Source organism: Campylobacter concisus, from assembly GCF_003048445.1.
Taxonomy (GTDB): domain Bacteria; phylum Campylobacterota; class Campylobacteria; order Campylobacterales; family Campylobacteraceae; genus Campylobacter_A; species Campylobacter_A concisus_BF.
Window position 1 is genome coordinate 114,872 of record NZ_PIQW01000002.1, and the last position, 15,931, is coordinate 130,802.

Here is a 15,931-nt window from a genome sequence, read left to right on the forward strand (position 1 = left end):
AAATGCTAGTAAATGACGCACTTGAGGCTTTAAAAGCTAAATTTAAACCAAAAAATGAGAGCGAAATTTTACCCATTAGCGAGACTCTTGGCAAAACCTTAGCAAATGACGTGATAGCGGTCAAAGACCTGCCCTGCTTTGATAACTCAGCGCTTGATGGTTTTGCTGTTAAATTTGATGAAAAAGATGAACCTTATAAGATAATCGCAAGTGCCTTTGCAGGCGATAAAGAGCAGCTAGCTATCGGCAAAAACGAATGCGTGAAGATAATGACTGGTGCAAAGATGCCAAAGGGCGCTGACACGGTCATGAGGTTTGAAGATTGCTTAGTTGAGGGCGAGTTTGTAAAAGCGCCAGCTAAGCTTAAAAAAGGCGAAGCTTACCGCTTTAAAGGCGAAGAGACAAAGGTTGGTGAAATTTTACTAAAGAGTGGCGAAATTTTAAACACAAGAAGCGTGATGATGCTAGCGGCTCAGGGCATAAGCTTTATAGATGTGAAAAAGCAGCCTAGTGTTGGAATTTACTCAAGCGGAAATGAGATCATCGAGCCTTGGCAAAGAGCTAGCGAGGATGAAATTTACAATGCAAACGCACTTGGCATCACTGCACTTTTAAGCTCAATCGGTCAAAAAAGCTCATATCTTGGCATCATAAAAGATGAGCTAAATGCTGTAAAACAGGCGTTTTTAAACGCTGCAAACTACGACATCGTTATCTGCTCTGGTGGAGCAAGCGCTGGTGAGGCTGACTTTATGAAGATAGCCCTAAGCGAGCTTGGATACGATGAAATTTACTCGCACCTTGACATAAGACCTGGCAGACCTTGTAAGGCTTATGAAAAAGATGGCAGGCTTGTTTTTATCTTGCCTGGCAACCCTATGGCTGCTTATCTTTGTACGATGATGCTTGTTTTGCCACTTCTAAAAAGCGAGTGTTTTGTGACGCAAAAAGCTATAAATAGTGAAAATTTGAAGGTAAAATCAGGCAGAGCAAATGCGGTTTTTGGCAATGTAATTGATGGCAAATTTATAGCAACTGACGGCGGAAAATATGGCTCAGGCATGATAAATCATATATTAAAGAGTGATTTTGTGCTGATAACTAGTCCTGATCAAGGTGAAATTTTACAAAATAGTGAAATTTCGCTCATAAAACTTCCATAATCCTTGACAAATGAAAAACAATCTGATAAAATGCGGACTTCATTTTGATTGCGGGAATAGCTCAGGGGTAGAGCACAACCTTGCCAAGGTTGGGGTCGCGAGTTCGAATCTCGTTTCCCGCTCCATCTTTTTTATACTCATTTTTTTATTTTCCACAAAACTTTTTGCAAATGAAGTCAGCATCTATCCGATGTATTGCGTCGTAAATGATCAAATTTCACTTAGCACTTTTGGTTTTGAAGGCGAAGACAATGAAATTTTAAACTTAGAGGGCAAAAGAGCTGCCAAGATAGATAGTAAAAAACTCTATGAAATTCTAACAGCAAATTTTAAAACATATAATGACAAAAGCGGCGGCAGCGTTGCTTTTGTGAAAAACTGCTCTATCATGGATGAAATTCAGATGCAATTTCTAAGAGAGATCAGCAACGAGTACCCAGGCATCAGCGTGAGCGATCTTAGCATCAGTCCGCAAAACAAACTCCCTGCAAATTTCAAAGACTTAGTTTTTAAAAATATATTTTTAAACGATCAAAATAGCCAAAAAGGCGTTTTTAGAGCCTCATTTGAGGACGTTGATCTAAGCTTAAAAAGCCTTTATTTTAAATTTAGCTTTAACGCCAAAATGCCAGTTTTTATCGCTATAAATTCAATGAATACAAACCACATTTTAAGCTTGCTTGACTACCAACCAACGATGATCGAGTTTAGCAAATGGCCTCGTGACGCACTCTTTGGACTTAGCGCCTCAACTCTTGTCACAAAAGTGCAGATAAGAAGCGGTGAAATTTTAACCAAACGTCAGTTTAATGCCATAAGTTTAGTCAAAAAAGGTCAAATGCTAAATGCAGTTTTAAGCGAAGGTGGCGTCAAGATAATCGCCGAGGTAAAGGCGCTTGAAGATGGAAATTTAGGCGATATGATAAAGATAAGAACAAGAGAAAATAAAATTTTACAGGCCACAGTTTCAGGCAAAGACGAGGCAGTTATCAGATGAAAAAGGTAGTTTTTGCAGCCACTGGAGCAAGCGGGGCTGGGCTTTTTCTAAAGCTAGTAAATGCCGCCAAAGATAGTTGTGAGGCGCATGTCATAGTTAGTAAAAATGCTATGAAAGTTTTAGAAGCTGAAGAAAATTTGAAGCTAAATTTAGATGAGCTTGGCGTGAAAATTTATGATGATCAAGATCTTAGTGCTGGTCCAGCCTCTGGCTCATTTGGCACGGATGCTATGATCATAGCGCCCTGCTCTACTAATACTTTGGCAAAGGTCGCAAACGGCATAAGTGACACGCTCATCACAAGGGCTGCAAGCGTTGCGCTAAAAGAGAGACAAACCTTAGTTTTAGGCGTTAGAGAGATGCCGTTTTCTGCGATCGCGCTCTCTCAGATGCAGCTGCTCTCATCTCTTGGAGCTACCATCGCACCGCCAGTTTTAGGCTACTACGCAGGCATAAAGAGCCTTCTTGATATGGAGAATTTCATCATCGGCAAGTGGCTTGATGCCTTAAAAATCGAAAATAATCTTTACAAAAGGTGGCAAATTTGAAAAAATCTTGCATCTATCCAGGGACCTTTGATCCCATAACAAACGGCCATTTAGACGTTATCATAAGAGCTACGAAAATTTTTGACAAGGTAATCGTCGCAGTCGCAAAAAGTGATAGCAAGCAGCCGATGTTCGCACACGAAAAGCGCATAGAGATGGCAAAAGAGGCGGTTTGTGAGCTAAAAAATGTAAGCGTTCTTGGCTTTGATAACTTGCTGGTTGATTTTGCTAAGTCGCATGGCATAAACACCGTCATCAGGGGGCTTCGCGCGGTTAGTGACTTTGAGTATGAGCTACAAATAGGCTACGCAAACGCTGCACTTTGGGACGAATTTGAGACGGTTTATCTTATGCCAAGCTTAAATAATGCCTTCATCTCAAGCTCGATCGTCCGCTCAGTCTTGCGCCACGACGGCGACGTGAGCAACCTAGTGCCAGCAAAAATTCTTAAAAATTTAAAGGCGTAAAATGTATGTTTTGTTTGAAGGCATTGACGGCGTTGGCAAGAGCACGCAGATAGAAATTTTAGCTTCTAAATTTAGTGATGCCATCGTCACAAAAGAGCCAGGCGGCACGCAGCTTGGTGTAAATTTACGTGAAATTTTACTAAATTCGAGCATAAAAATAGGCAAAAGGGCTGAAATTTTACTTTTTTTGGCTGACAGAGCTGAGCATTTTGAAAAGCTTGTCGCTCCAAATTTGGGTAAGCTCATTTTAAGTGACAGAGGCTTTATCTCGGGCATCGCCTACGCTTTGGCAAATGATGAAAGCTTAGATGAAAACGTGCTTTTAGAGCTTAATAAATTTGCACTAAATGATAAATTTGCAGATAAGATCATCTTTTTTGAAGCAAGCCATGAGCTAATAAGCTCTCGTCTAAAAGATAGAGGCACAAGCGATAAGATCGAGGCTCGTGGGCTAGAGTATCTTTTAAAAGTGCAAAGCCTGATGAAGCAAATTCTCATCAAAAATGGCTTTGAAACGCTTTTTATAGACGCATCTAAAAGCATAGAGCTAATTTCAAAAGAGATAGAAAATTTTATAAATTTTAAGTAAAATCACAAAAAAATAAAAAGGATAATGCGATGATAACGGCACTTCGTGGCATGAAAGATATGCTTCCAGCTCGCGCAAAACTTTACGCACAGATAATAAAAACCTGCGAGGAAGTCGCAAAAAACTACGGATATGAGCAAATTTTGACACCACACCTCGAGGAGACGGCGCTTTTTAAAAGAAGTGTCGGCGAGAGTAGCGACATCGTGGGCAAAGAGATGTATCAGTTTGAAGACAAAGGCGGCAACGATGTTTGCTTGCGTCCTGAGGGCACAGCTGGCGTAGTTAGAGCGTTTATCGAGGCAAAACTTGACAGGGCAAACGTGACAAAACGCTGCTTTTATCACGGCTCGATGTTTCGCTACGAGCGCCCACAAAAAGGCCGTTTAAGAGAGTTTCACCAGTTTGGCTGTGAGTGCTTTGGCGAGGGCAGCGTCTATGAGGATGCGAGCATTATCTTGATGGTGAGCGAAATTTTTAACAGACTAAATATAAAAACAACCCTAAAGATCAACTCACTTGGTGACGAGAGCTCGATGAAGTCTTACAAAGTAAAGCTTGTCAAATTTTTAGATGAAAACAGTGAAAAAATTTGCGAAGACTGCAAAAGACGCAAGCTTTTAAACCCTATCCGCGTGCTTGACTGCAAGATAGAGAGCTGCCAAGAAATTTATAAAAACGCTCCAGTTATCACTGATAGCTTAAGCGACGAAGCGCAGGCTGATTTTGCAAAACTGCAAGAAATTTTAACGGCAAATGGTGTTAAATTTGAGATAGACACTAAGCTTGTTCGTGGGCTGGACTACTACTGCAAGACGGCGTTTGAGTTTATCAGCAATGAGATCGGCTCACAAAGTGCAGTAGCAGGTGGAGGCAGATACGATAGGCTGGTTGAATATCTTGGCGGTAGAGAAAGTTATGGCGTTGGCTTTGCGATGGGCGTTGAGAGGATAATGGAAATTTTAGGTGAAGCTGGGGATGAGCGAGAGGGAGTTTATCTTTGCGCACTTGATGCGGCGAATGTTGATTTTATCTATAATCTTGGCTCAAAACTTCGCAAAAAATATCAGGTTGAAATTTCTTATGAAGCTAAAAAACTTCAAAAACATCTGCAAAATGCCGACAATAAAAATGCAAAAATTTTCCTTTGTGTGGGCGAAAATGAGATGAAAGAGAATAAAATTTGGTATAAAAATTTAGAGACCAAAGAAGAAAAAACGATAAATTTAGATGAGCTTGAAAAGGAGCTGGGATGAATGATTTTGGACTTAGCATTTGGGGCAATTCAAATTTTGTGATAGAAGATGGCAAAGTCTGCATAAACGAAGCTAGCAAGCCAGCGATCATCGACATCGTAAAAGAGATAAGAGACGATGGCTACAGAGGGCCACTACTACTTCGTTTTCCGCATCTAATTCAAAAGCAGATCGAGCAGATCCACGCAAGCTTTGCAAAGGCAAAGAAAGAGTTTGCCTACAAAGGCAGCTTTAACGCCGTTTTCCCGCTTAAGGTCAATCAATATCCTGGCTTTGTAAAAAATTTAGTACGCCTTGGTAAGCCCTACAACTACGGCCTTGAGGCTGGTAGCAAGGCTGAGCTACTTTTAACTATGGCTTACAACAACGACAAAGCGCCTATAACGGTAAATGGCTTTAAAGATAAAGAGATGATAAACATAGGCTTTATAGCCGCTGAAATGGGGCATAATATCACGCTAACGATCGAGGGCTTAAACGAGCTTGAAGCGATAATCGCCATCGCAAAAGAGCGCTTTAAACCAAAGCCAAAGATCGGACTTAGGGTAAGACTGCACTCGACAGGCTCAGGACTCTGGGCAAAAAGTGGAGGCATACACTCTAAATTTGGACTAACATCAACCGAGCTAATAGAAGCTGTAAAGATGCTAAAAAAGGCAAATTTACTTGAAAACTTCACAATGATACACTTTCACATCGGCTCTCAAATAAGCGAGATCCATCCGCTCAAAAAGGCACTCATCGAGGCTGGTAACATCTACGCTGAGCTTAGAAAAATGGGCGCCTCAAATTTAAAAGCGATAAATTTAGGTGGAGGCCTTGCGATCGAGTACTCGCAGTTTAAAGAAGAGAGCAGCAGAAACTACACGCTAAACGAATACGCAAACGACGTTGTTTATATGCTTAAAACCATAAGCGAGCAAAAAAAGGAGATCGAGCCAGATATTTTCATAGAGTCAGGTCGCTACATCGCCGCTTCTCACGCACTTTTAGTCGCTCCTGTGCTTGAGCTATTTTCTCAAGAATACACCGAAGAGAAGCTAAATTTAAAGAAAAATAATCCAAATTTGATAACCGAGCTAGTTGATCTTTACAAGTCAATCAAGCCTTCAAACGCCCTAGAATACCTACACGACGCCATCCACCACACAGAAAGCATCCTCACGCTTTTTGATCTAGGCTATGTCGATCTGCAAGATAGATCAAACGCAGAGGTGCTTTTAAGGCTCATTAGTAAAAAGGCTGTCGTGATGCTTGGCAACAAGAGCAACTCAAGCGATCTAACCAAAATTCAAAAAGAGGTTCAAGAGAGATACCTGCTAAATTTCTCGATCTTTCAAAGCTTGCCAGACTTTTGGGGACTAAAACAAAATTTCCCTATCATGCCACTTGACAGGCTCGATGAGCGCCCTACTCTGCCAGCTTCGATCTGGGATATCACTTGCGATAGCGACGGCGAGATCAGCTATGATGACGAGAAAAACCCGCTACTTTTGCACGACGTGGATGTGGAGAAGGAGGATTATTTCTTGGGATTTTTCCTAGTTGGCGCATATCAAGAGGTGATCGGCATGAAGCACAACCTCTTTACTCACCCGACAGAAGCTACCGTGGAGATAACGAGTGATGGCTACAAGATTACAAATTTACTAGAGAGCCAGTCGATCCTTGATATCATGGAGGACATGGACTACGATATCTACGAGATCCAAGACACTCTAAATGAGCGCCTAGAGAAATCAACTCTGATAAACGAAACACAAAAGAAGCAAATTTTGGGCGAACTTTATCTATTTTTAAATGATAATAGCTACTTAAAGACAATCAACTAAAAAGGACGAAAATGCAACTAGCAAACAGAATGCAAACATTAAGCGAATCAATCACAATCGCGATCAGCACAAAGGCCAAAGAGATGAAGGCTGCTGGCATCGACGTGATCTCGCTTTCAGCTGGCGAGCCTGACTTTATGACTCCAAAAAAGATAAGAGAAACTGTAAAAAACGCACTTGATAACGATAGCAAAAGCGGCAAATACACGCCAGTGCCGGGCCTGCCTGAGGTGATAGAGGCCATTAGAGCAAAGCTAAAAAGAGATAACAAACTTGACTATAAAGCAAGCCAAATCGTCACAAACATCGGCGCAAAGCACTCACTTTTTAATGTATTTCAAGCGCTTATCAACCCAGGCGACGAAGTCATCATCCCATCTCCATACTGGGTTAGCTACCCTGAGATCGTTAAATTTTGTGGCGGCGTTCCTGTCTTTATCGAGGCGGACGAGAGCACAAATTTCAAAGTCACAGCCGAGCAGCTAAAAAAAGCGATCACGCCAAAAACAAAGGTCTTTTCGCTAAATCACCCGACAAATCCAACTGGAGCTGTCTATACAAAAGAGGAGATTGCGGCATTTGGCGAGGTTTTAAAAGGCACTGATATCATCATCACAAGCGATGAAATTTATGAAAAAGTGATCTACGGCAAGAAATTTCACGCCGTAGCCTCCGTAAGCGATGATCTTTTTAAAAGAACGGTCACGATAAATGGCCTAAGCAAGTGTGGAGCGATGCCTGGCTGGAGATTTGGCTATATAGCAAGCTCGATGGACTGGCTAATTGCTGGCATCAAAAAGCTTCAAAGCCAAAGCACAAGCAACATCAGCTCGATCGTGCAAATAGGCGCTATCCCGTCACTTCTTGGCGAAACTGACGAAGACATCGAAAATATGAGAAAAGAGTATGAGAGAAGACGCGACGTGGCAGTTGAAATGATAAACGCTATCGCTGGGCTAAGCGTAGTTAAGCCTGATGGCGCGTTTTATCTATTTGTAAAATGCAAAGAAGTAGATAGTGACTCACTTAGATTTTGCAAAAAAATGCTTGAAGAGGCGAACGTAGCGACCGTGCCAGGTGTGGGCTTTGGTATGGAGGGATACTTTAGAATTTCTTTTGCGACAGACATCGAGAGCATAAAAAAAGCGATCGAAAGGATCGCAAATTTTGTAAAAAGCTACAAAATTTAATGATCAAATTTAGAGTAAATGGCAAAATTTTCGAGCTTGAAAACGATATAAATGTTTATGAATTTTTAGCTCAAAATGGCTATGAGCTTAAGTTTATAGCCCTTGAGCGAGACGGAGAAATTTTGCCAAAAAAGCTTTGGCGTGAGAGCTTTATGAGCGAGGGTAAAGCTTATGAGATCGTCACTTTAGTTGGCGGTGGATGAGGAGAAAATGATAGAGATAGTATTAAACGGCGCAAAATTTAAGGTGCCAGTAAAGAGCCTTAGCGAGCTAAAAGAGCTTGCTCTTGGCGATAAAGAGAGTGAAATTTATAAATTTTTAGAGAAATTTAACGCGACAAAGCCAGATATTTTTATCGTTGATGGCTTTGCTATAAAAGAAGATAGCGAGCTAAAAGATGGCTCAAATGTCGTATTTATAAGGCGTGGCGTGATGCCTGAGCGTGAAGTTTTACGCGCGATGATCGCCTCACGAAACAGCCCTGAGCTAAATTTAGCCCTAAGTAAAGCCGTGATCGGCGTGGCTGGACTTGGCGGTCTTGGCTCAAATATCGCGCTAAGCCTTGCTAGAGTTGGCGTAAAAAAGCTAGTACTTGCCGACTTTGACGTCGTTGAGCCAAGCAACTTAAACCGCCAGCAGTATTTCGTCCGCCACATCGGCATGCAAAAGACGCAGGCGCTTAAAGAGCTGATAAACGACGTCAATCCCTTTGTCGAGGTCGAAACTCACGATATATTTTTAGATGAAAAAAATGTGGCTAGCGTCTTTGGCGAGTGTGAAATTTTATGCGAAGCCTTTGACAACGTCGCTGGCAAGGCGATGATACTAAACGAAGCTGGTGCAAGCTTAAAAGATAAAAAGATCATCGGCGCCTCTGGTATGGCTGGATACTTTAGCTCAAATCTCATAAAAACCATAAAATTTGCCAAAAATGTCTATCTTTGCGGCGACCTCACAAACGAGGCGAAGATCGGTCAAGGACTCATGGCGCCGCGCGTTGCGATCTGCGCAAACCACGAGGCAAATTTAGCCATTAGACTGCTTATGGGCTTGGAGGCGTGAGTGCAAAGTGATAGCTTGATCCTTGGCGGCAAGGAGTTTCAAAGCCGCTTTATCCTTGGCTCTGGCAAGTACTCGCACGAGCTCATCGACTCAGCCATAAACGAGGCTGGAGCGCAAATTCTAACCCTTGCTCTTAGGCGCATAAACGAGAGCAAAGAGCGAAATATACTTGACTTTATCCCAAAAGGCGTGACGCTTTTGCCAAACACAAGTGGCGCTAGAAACGCCAAAGAGGCCGTTCGTATCGCCCAGCTCGCACGTGAGCTTGGATGTGGCGAGCTTGTAAAGATAGAGATTATAACTGACTCTAAATTTCTCTTTCCAGACAACGCTGAAACGATAAAAGCGTGCGAAGCCTTGGCAAATGACGGCTTTGTGCCAATGCCTTATATGTTTCCAGATCTAAATGCCGCAAGAGCGATGCTAAGTGCAGGAGCTAGCTGCATAATGCCTCTAGCTGCGCCCATTGGCTCAAACCAAGGGCTAGTTTTTAAAGATATCATTGAGATTTTGATAAACGAGCTTGACACACAGATCATAGTTGATGCTGGCATTGGCAGGCCTTCACAAGCGTGCGAAGCGATGGAGATGGGAGCGGCTGCGATCATGGCAAACACAGCCATCGCCTCATCTAAAAATATCCCGCTCATGGCAAGAGCCTTCAAAGAGGCCATCATCGCTGGTCGCAACGCCTATCTAGCAGGCCTTGGCACAAAGAGCAAAAGCGCAAACGCCTCATCTCCGCTCACTGGATTTTTAGACTGATGAAATTTACAAGAACTAATCACATGCAGCTACTGCCTCACATGCAGGATGTTGGCAGCGACATCATGGATGAGATTTTAAAAGAGCGTGCGAGCTACAAACCTGAAATTTACAGCGAAGCTGACGTAAAAGCAGCTCTTAATGCAAAGCACTGCTCGCTTGAAAATTTAAAAGCCCTGCTCTCGCCTGCTGCAGCGCCATTTTTAGAGCAAATAGCCCAGCTAGCTCAGGCTAAGACAAGAGCAAATTTTGGCTCAAACATCACGCTTTTTACCCCGCTTTACATAGCAAACTACTGCGATAATCTCTGCGTTTATTGCGGTTTTAACGCTAAAAATAATATAAAAAGGGCAAAGCTAAGCGACGAGGAGGTCACAAGGGAGCTAAGAGAAATTTCAAAGAGTGGCTTAGAAGAAATTTTGATACTAACTGGCGAGAGCGAGACTAACTCGAGTATCGCTTACATCGCAAACGCCTGCGCTTTAGCAAAGAAATTTTTTAAAGTCGTTGGGGTTGAAATTTACCCACTAAACTCTGAGGGCTACGCCCTGCTTCACAAAAGTGGCGCAGACTACGTGACTGTCTTTCAAGAGACCTATAACCCCACAAAATACGAGAAGATCCACCTTGGCGGCAATAAAAGGATCTTCCCATACCGCCTAAATGCGCAGGAGCGAGCGCTGCTTGGGGGTATGAGAGGGGTTGGCTTTGCCGCACTTCTTGGCATAGATGACTTTAGACTTGACGCCTTTGCGACGGCACTTCACGCAAGCTTGGTTCAAAAAAAATATCCGCACGCCGAGATCGCATTTTCATGCCCAAGACTTCGCCCTATCATTAACAACGACCGCATCAACCCGCGTGACGTGGGCGAGCGCGAGCTTTTGCAAGTGATCTGCGCTTATAGAATTTTCATGCCAACAGCCAGCATAACGATCTCAACCAGAGAAAAGGCGAAATTTCGCGATAACGCCGTAAAGATCGCTGCAAATAAGATAAGCGCTGGCGTAAAAGTGAGCATCGGCGCTCACGGCGAAGAGAAAAAAGGCGACGAGCAGTTTGAGATAAGCGACGACAGAAGCGTGGATGAGATAAAAGCAATGATAAAAGCAAACGGCCTAGAGCCCTTGATGAGCGAGTATGTCTATGTTTAAAATTCTCTGTGTGGCCGACTTTGAAAGCTATGAGGGCTATGACTTTTTAAAGAGAATTCAGCTACTTTGCAAAGCTGGCGTGGATGAAATTTTGCTTCGTGCAAAGGGGCTAAGCGAAGCTCAATTCTACGATCTTGCTAGGGTTGTGGCTCAAATTTGTGAAAACTACCGCAAGAAATTTATCATTAATCAATTTTTTGACGTAGCTTGCAAGCTAAAGAGCGACTTTTGGCTCACTTCAGCGCAGCTTGATTTTTTTAAAAATCACGGCGTTTTTTTAGATGAATTTAGAAAAATAGCCAAAATTTACGCCCCAGCTCACGACCTAGAGCAGGCTAAAATTTCAGCCTCTATCGCTGACGTGCTCGTTGCTTCTCATATATTTGCCACCTCTTGCAAGCCAAATTTAGAGCCAAAAGGAGTAAATTTTATAAGCGAGCTAAAAAGCTTAGACAAAGAAATTTACGCACTTGGCGGACTAGACAACCAAAACTACAAAGAAGCCATAAAAGCTGGCGCAAATGGCATTTGCTTCATGAGCCTAGCAATGAGCGGCGATATAGAGCTTATAAAAAAGATAGTAGAGAGCAAAAACGAGCAAATTTAGCTTTATTGCATAAAATTTTATATATTATTTTACATATAAAACTACATAAAATTAAATTTATAGACTATTCTTGCTCCTCTTGCGAGAACCAATATGAGTTTTACAACAGATCAACTTGTACGCCATCTTGGATCTCGACAAAAACGGTGTGCTTTGAATTTATTGTGTTACCATTGATAACTTCTTGGCGATTAAAGGTCGCTTTATAGACTTGATTTACCGCGTCACCATCGCTTGTGACATCTACTTTGTTATAAGTATCGCCAACAACGCTATGTTTATTATTTAGCGTGGTGATATCTGCTTTTGTGGCTTTTACAAAATCATGCGTAAGCTGTACTAAATCTTTGCTGTCGCCTATAACCTTTAGCACGGTATTTACACTCTCGCTGGCCGCACTGTTGCTCGCATCTCTTGTATTTCTACTATCTACGATGTCAAAGATGCCATTTGGGCTAAATTTTATAGAAACAGCCTGATCTGCACTACCAAGTTGCACTTTTTCAAAGTTATTTATCTTTTTAACATTGTCTAAATTTGAAAAATCCACATCATCAACTACTATAAGCGTATCTACTCCGCCTTTGCCGTCTATCGCCCTGCCCTTACTATAAACAAAAGCATCATCTAGGTTACCGCCTTTTACGTCGCCTTCTTGTTTTAGATAGATTGGGTCTCCAAAATTTGCCTCGCTATATTTGCTTGTATTTATCTCGTAAGAATTTGTAGCTCCTATCTTTTTTATAAAATCATTTTGAATGAGTGCTTCAACATAGTTGTTGCTAAAGAGGCGAGTACCGCTATGCTCTGATCCTACTAAAGTGTCTATCGGATAAGGTCCACTAGCTGGCGCACTATTTTTTTGCATTATGTATAAAGATAAATTCATCTCGCCAGTTCCGTCCATATACTCCATATCAAATTTATAAAAGCCAGCCTTATTAAATGTAAAATCTCTACTCCACCATTGACCATTTTTGCCATATGATACCTCTGTGGATGGATTTATAAATGTTGTTGCACTTCCAAATTTTTGTGTATTGCCATTTATAGTTAGCTCTACATAGTTATGTAGGTCTGCTGCTCTTACCGAGTATGTTCCAGGAGCATTTACATATATCCAACCATCCATTTTCATGACAAGGTCAGAGCCAACAGGGTTTGACTCTCCAAGCGTGTAGTTGCCAGGCTTGCCTTTTAATGTGCCATTTGCAAAGCTTATATTTTCTCCTGTGCCAGCAGTTGCATCTACACCGTTTCTAAATTTCTTTGGTGCGTATGGATTAGATGCGTCATACAAGGCATCACTGCCATATCTACCCACTCTTGCTAGATCTTCTGCATGCATATTGCCCTGATCAGACAGGGTCTTATAGTGCGTCCCAGAGGCAAACTGCACAACGTCATATGTAGTAGAGGCACTTGGAGAGTAAATTTTGATATAGTCTTTATAGATGGATTTGCCCCCTCGCTGCGAGTAAACACCAGAATCGCCACCAACTCTAGCCCTCCACGATGGATCTACGTAGTTATAAAACCACATATCAGCATCAAGGCCGCTATTGCCGATAAAAGTTACTGTGCTAACAGAGACATTTCCTGCGGTGTCGGCATTTTTTATCATGAAATTTGCTCCAGTGCTGTTTGCTAGCAGGGCAAAATTTTCAGAGTAGCTGTGCGTATCATCAAGAGTAGAGCTTTTATGGACGGAATTTAGCAGATCATAAAGATCTACTTTGTTTATAGTGTTTTTATTTAGAGTGTTATTACCGCTCGTATCGGTGCCAACACTGCCTGAGATATCTACACTAGTTACATGTGAAGTTGCCGTTGGAGTGCCGATCGCATCAGGGGTGGCGTCTAGATCTACGTGAACTATCAGATCATCATCCTTTGTGCCATCACTCTTTAAAACGGTCGCTCTTATGTTTGAGTATCTCTCATCTAGCTTTATACCAAGGGCCTCAAAGTCCATATTTACACGCTTATCTGCGCCGACTGTTAGATCTATATATGTTTGCCCACTTGGTAAAATTTTGGCATTGCCATGATCATCCTCAAGCGCCAAACGAAGCTTTGTGCCAGGGTCGCGGTCCACGCCAAATACAATGTTTGGTTGTTCGTCATTAGTAAGTGAGATGTTGTACTCTTTTATAGTTTTGGTCTCATCGTCAAAGTTGTTTTTCTGGATAACCTTCTCGTAGTCCTCTACCCTAAGGTATTTAGCGATATTTATAGCTCCGCCATCTATCTGCGTGGCAAGCTTGACGTCATCTATGTAGCTTAAAATTCCAAAGTCAAAGAGTCTGCCGCGAACACCATCTGTCGTGGTGACCTCGTTTGGTGTCGTGATAGTGGCTCTAACAGGCGTAGAGTGATCGACCGAGATAGGGACATTTGGTATGCTAAATTTACCATCCACGATAGGAAGTGGCACTGAGCCGTCACTTGGCAAGGCGGTTAGTCCGTCGTCGCTTATTGTGTATTTGACAGTTGTAGTTACAGCTGGTATGGTCGGAGTTGAGATAGTGACGCTTACATTGCTTCCTGGTTTTGCGTTGCTAGGCACGTAGATATCAAGGTCGCTTTGGGTTGATGGTGAGCCAGAAGGTGTGGTGATGCTATCTATTAGCCCGTCTCCGTCATTATCCCTTGCAAACTGCACCTTTATACTGTTGTCTACGGTGATCTCGTCTGTGACTGGGTCTGCTTTGTTGCCTGCTTTATCGGTAAATGTAGTCGTGAAATTTGTCGTAACGCCATAAAGTTTTGTCGTGGTCTCTATGGTGCCATTATTTACACTAATAGCTACGCCATCATCTCTTGTGGCACTATATGCGCCGGATGCGTTTTGAGAAATTTTAATGGTTATCTTATCTGTTTTGCCGTCGCTTTCTGCGATATCTATCTCAAATTTATCGCCATCTCTTGCGTCGTTTGGAATTTTCATCTTTATAGAGGTTTTCGCACCATCAGGGCTAAAGCCACTCTCTTTACTAGTTAGCACGCCGTCTTTATCGCTATCTTTTGCAAACTGCACGTGCGGAGACCTAACAGGTGCGACTGTATCGCTTGAAATTTCACTCACACTTGAAGCTTTTAAAGCTCCAGTTGTGCCGTCAATTATCGTCGTACTTAGCTTTTTCCTGCTTGGATCAGTTGAGCTTGTAGGGTCAGTAACTGTGATCTTACCATTTTGGATAGAGATAGTCTCACTACCTCCATCAAGCGTGGCAGTAAGTCCGTCAGGTGCGATAGTATAGGTCTTTGTGACACTTGTTGGTGTGCTAGCTGGGTCATCGACCTTTATGCGGATCTTGTCGCCAACTGCGGCGTTGTTTGGCACGTAGATATCTATAAGCGACGCCGTGCCACCACTTTTAGCTAGTTCGGCTGCATTTATAATGCCGTCTTTGTTCTCATCAAGGGTAAAAACGGCGATCGGATCGTTATTATTTGCGATAGTTACTGTATCTGTCGCACCTGGGTTGCCTGATTTACTTATCATTTGGATATTTACATTTGTTGGCGTTGATGATGAAATTTTAACAGCACTTGCCACATTAAAGCCGACATTTCCGCCGCTTTCACTTGTGAGTGGATAGCTCTCGCCACTATCTTTATCTACAAGCGTGCCACTAGATGTTTTAATAAGCGTCTTTTCATGCAAAGTGCCGTCAGGATCGGTGGTGGTGAGCTTTATCTTGTCGCCTATTTTCATGTTTGGTGATAAAATGATCTTCGCATCGTCGCTTGGCGTACTACTGGCTGGATTAAAGCCATTTTCGCTAGCGTCTATCACGCCGTCGCCGTTTAGGTCTTTGCCTAAAACCACCTTTGTAAAGCTAAGAGCTGGCGTAACGGTATCAACACTTGCGGCTGCCTTTGCTGGAGCTGAGCTAGCACCATTTGCTAGTGTGATGCTAGAGCTTACATTAAACGGGGCATTTGGCGTGATAGCAACGCTTGGGATGATAAATTCTTTTTGTTCTGGATTTGTTGCATTTGGCGTGATAGGCAAAATTTCGCTTGGATTGTTTTCATTTATCACGCTTGTACCTGCAGGATCTACCTTGTAAGAAAGCGTGGTTTTTACGCCGTTATTTACAACTTCTAGCGTTACTTTGTCGCCTGGTTTGAAGTCGTTGTTAAAAGCAACAGCCATGCTTGTGTGATTAGGATCGCCGCCTGCTTCTGCGATATTGATATAACCATCGCCATCAAGATCTTTTAAAAGTGCGATACTTGGCGCTGGTATAGCTGGAGCGCTCTCTTTTTGTTCAGCCACCACTGGCGCTGCT

General features: G+C 42.5%; 14 protein-coding genes and 1 tRNA gene. 14 read left to right on the plus strand and 1 reads right to left on the minus strand.

Annotated elements, in window-relative coordinates; all coding sequences use genetic code 11:
* Positions 1-2 precede the first annotated feature (2 nt).
* From CVT14_RS01795 to CVT14_RS01860, 14 genes are all read left to right on the plus strand, one after another.
* Entirely contained in the window at positions 3-1,163 is a 1,161-nt protein-coding gene (locus CVT14_RS01795; RefSeq protein WP_107849548.1) for a molybdopterin molybdotransferase MoeA, read from the plus strand.
* Between the two features lie 50 nt (positions 1,164-1,213).
* A tRNA-Gly gene (locus CVT14_RS01800) sits at positions 1,214-1,288 on the plus strand.
* Between the two features lie 65 nt (positions 1,289-1,353).
* The gene (flgA, locus tag CVT14_RS01805) at positions 1,354-2,160 is read left to right on the plus strand and encodes a flagellar basal body P-ring formation chaperone FlgA (protein ID WP_021089076.1); all 807 of its coding nucleotides are present in this window, start codon (positions 1,354-1,356) and stop codon (positions 2,158-2,160) included.
* The gene (locus tag CVT14_RS01810) at positions 2,157-2,708 is read left to right on the plus strand and encodes a UbiX family flavin prenyltransferase (protein ID WP_107849549.1); all 552 of its coding nucleotides are present in this window, start codon (positions 2,157-2,159) and stop codon (positions 2,706-2,708) included. The genes flgA and CVT14_RS01810 overlap by 4 nt, the downstream gene beginning before the upstream one ends.
* Complete coding sequence (coaD, locus tag CVT14_RS01815) at positions 2,705-3,175, plus strand: pantetheine-phosphate adenylyltransferase (protein WP_012001782.1); 471 nt, start codon at positions 2,705-2,707, stop codon at positions 3,173-3,175. Before CVT14_RS01810 ends, coaD begins: the two co-directional genes overlap by 4 nt.
* A gap of 1 nt (position 3,176) precedes the next feature.
* Positions 3,177-3,764 carry a dTMP kinase gene (tmk, locus tag CVT14_RS01820; RefSeq protein ID WP_107849550.1) on the plus strand — a complete coding sequence of 196 codons (588 nt, stop codon included), beginning with the start codon at positions 3,177-3,179 and terminating at the stop codon, positions 3,762-3,764.
* A 29-nt stretch (positions 3,765-3,793) separates the two neighbouring features.
* Positions 3,794-5,020 carry a histidine--tRNA ligase gene (gene hisS / locus CVT14_RS01825; RefSeq protein WP_107849551.1) on the plus strand — a complete coding sequence of 409 codons (1,227 nt, stop codon included), beginning with the start codon at positions 3,794-3,796 and terminating at the stop codon, positions 5,018-5,020.
* Positions 5,017-6,852 (plus strand): biosynthetic arginine decarboxylase, encoded by a 1,836-nt coding sequence (gene speA, locus CVT14_RS01830; RefSeq protein ID WP_009293792.1) that lies wholly within the window; start codon positions 5,017-5,019, stop codon positions 6,850-6,852. Before hisS ends, speA begins: the two co-directional genes overlap by 4 nt.
* Positions 6,853-6,863: 11 nt before the next feature.
* Positions 6,864-8,042 (plus strand): pyridoxal phosphate-dependent aminotransferase, encoded by a 1,179-nt coding sequence (locus CVT14_RS01835; RefSeq protein WP_021089099.1) that lies wholly within the window; start codon positions 6,864-6,866, stop codon positions 8,040-8,042.
* The gene (gene thiS / locus CVT14_RS01840; protein ID WP_021089125.1) at positions 8,042-8,245 is read left to right on the plus strand and encodes a sulfur carrier protein ThiS; all 204 of its coding nucleotides are present in this window, start codon (positions 8,042-8,044) and stop codon (positions 8,243-8,245) included. The genes CVT14_RS01835 and thiS overlap by 1 nt, the downstream gene beginning before the upstream one ends.
* Positions 8,246-8,252: 7 nt before the next feature.
* Complete coding sequence (gene thiF, locus CVT14_RS01845; RefSeq protein WP_107849552.1) at positions 8,253-9,104, plus strand: sulfur carrier protein ThiS adenylyltransferase ThiF; 852 nt, start codon at positions 8,253-8,255, stop codon at positions 9,102-9,104.
* Positions 9,105-9,869, plus strand: a complete 765-nt coding sequence (locus CVT14_RS01850; protein WP_107849553.1) for a thiazole synthase — start codon at positions 9,105-9,107, stop codon at positions 9,867-9,869.
* A complete protein-coding gene (gene thiH / locus CVT14_RS01855) occupies positions 9,869-11,023 on the plus strand; it encodes a 2-iminoacetate synthase ThiH (RefSeq protein ID WP_107849554.1) in 1,155 nt (384 codons plus the stop codon). Before CVT14_RS01850 ends, thiH begins: the two co-directional genes overlap by 1 nt.
* A complete protein-coding gene (locus tag CVT14_RS01860) occupies positions 11,016-11,630 on the plus strand; it encodes a thiamine phosphate synthase (RefSeq protein ID WP_021089078.1) in 615 nt (204 codons plus the stop codon). Before thiH ends, CVT14_RS01860 begins: the two co-directional genes overlap by 8 nt.
* A 100-nt stretch (positions 11,631-11,730) precedes the next feature.
* Here CVT14_RS01860 and CVT14_RS01865 read toward each other — a convergent pair whose 3' ends face one another.
* Positions 11,731-15,918, minus strand: coding sequence for a hypothetical protein (locus tag CVT14_RS01865; RefSeq protein ID WP_159071736.1), 4,188 nt, complete (start codon positions 15,916-15,918; stop codon positions 11,731-11,733).
* Positions 15,919-15,931: the final 13 nt, after the last annotated feature.

What these genes read in the sequence shown, in the direction of transcription:
- CVT14_RS01795 (WP_107849548.1), top strand. Translation starts at nt 3, where the DNA reads ATGCTAGTAAATGACGCACTTGAGGCTTTAAAAGCTAAATTTAAACCA.
- flgA (WP_021089076.1), top strand. Translation starts at nt 1,354, where the DNA reads ATGTATTGCGTCGTAAATGATCAAATTTCACTTAGCACTTTTGGTTTT.
- CVT14_RS01810 (WP_107849549.1), top strand. Translation starts at nt 2,157, where the DNA reads ATGAAAAAGGTAGTTTTTGCAGCCACTGGAGCAAGCGGGGCTGGGCTT.
- tmk (WP_107849550.1), top strand. Translation starts at nt 3,177, where the DNA reads ATGTATGTTTTGTTTGAAGGCATTGACGGCGTTGGCAAGAGCACGCAG.
- hisS (WP_107849551.1), top strand. Translation starts at nt 3,794, where the DNA reads ATGATAACGGCACTTCGTGGCATGAAAGATATGCTTCCAGCTCGCGCA.
- speA (WP_009293792.1), top strand. Translation starts at nt 5,017, where the DNA reads ATGAATGATTTTGGACTTAGCATTTGGGGCAATTCAAATTTTGTGATA.
- CVT14_RS01835 (WP_021089099.1), top strand. Translation starts at nt 6,864, where the DNA reads ATGCAACTAGCAAACAGAATGCAAACATTAAGCGAATCAATCACAATC.
- thiS (WP_021089125.1), top strand. Translation starts at nt 8,042, where the DNA reads ATGATCAAATTTAGAGTAAATGGCAAAATTTTCGAGCTTGAAAACGAT.
- thiF (WP_107849552.1), top strand. Translation starts at nt 8,253, where the DNA reads ATGATAGAGATAGTATTAAACGGCGCAAAATTTAAGGTGCCAGTAAAG.
- thiH (WP_107849554.1), top strand. Translation starts at nt 9,869, where the DNA reads ATGAAATTTACAAGAACTAATCACATGCAGCTACTGCCTCACATGCAG.
- CVT14_RS01860 (WP_021089078.1), top strand. Translation starts at nt 11,016, where the DNA reads ATGTTTAAAATTCTCTGTGTGGCCGACTTTGAAAGCTATGAGGGCTAT.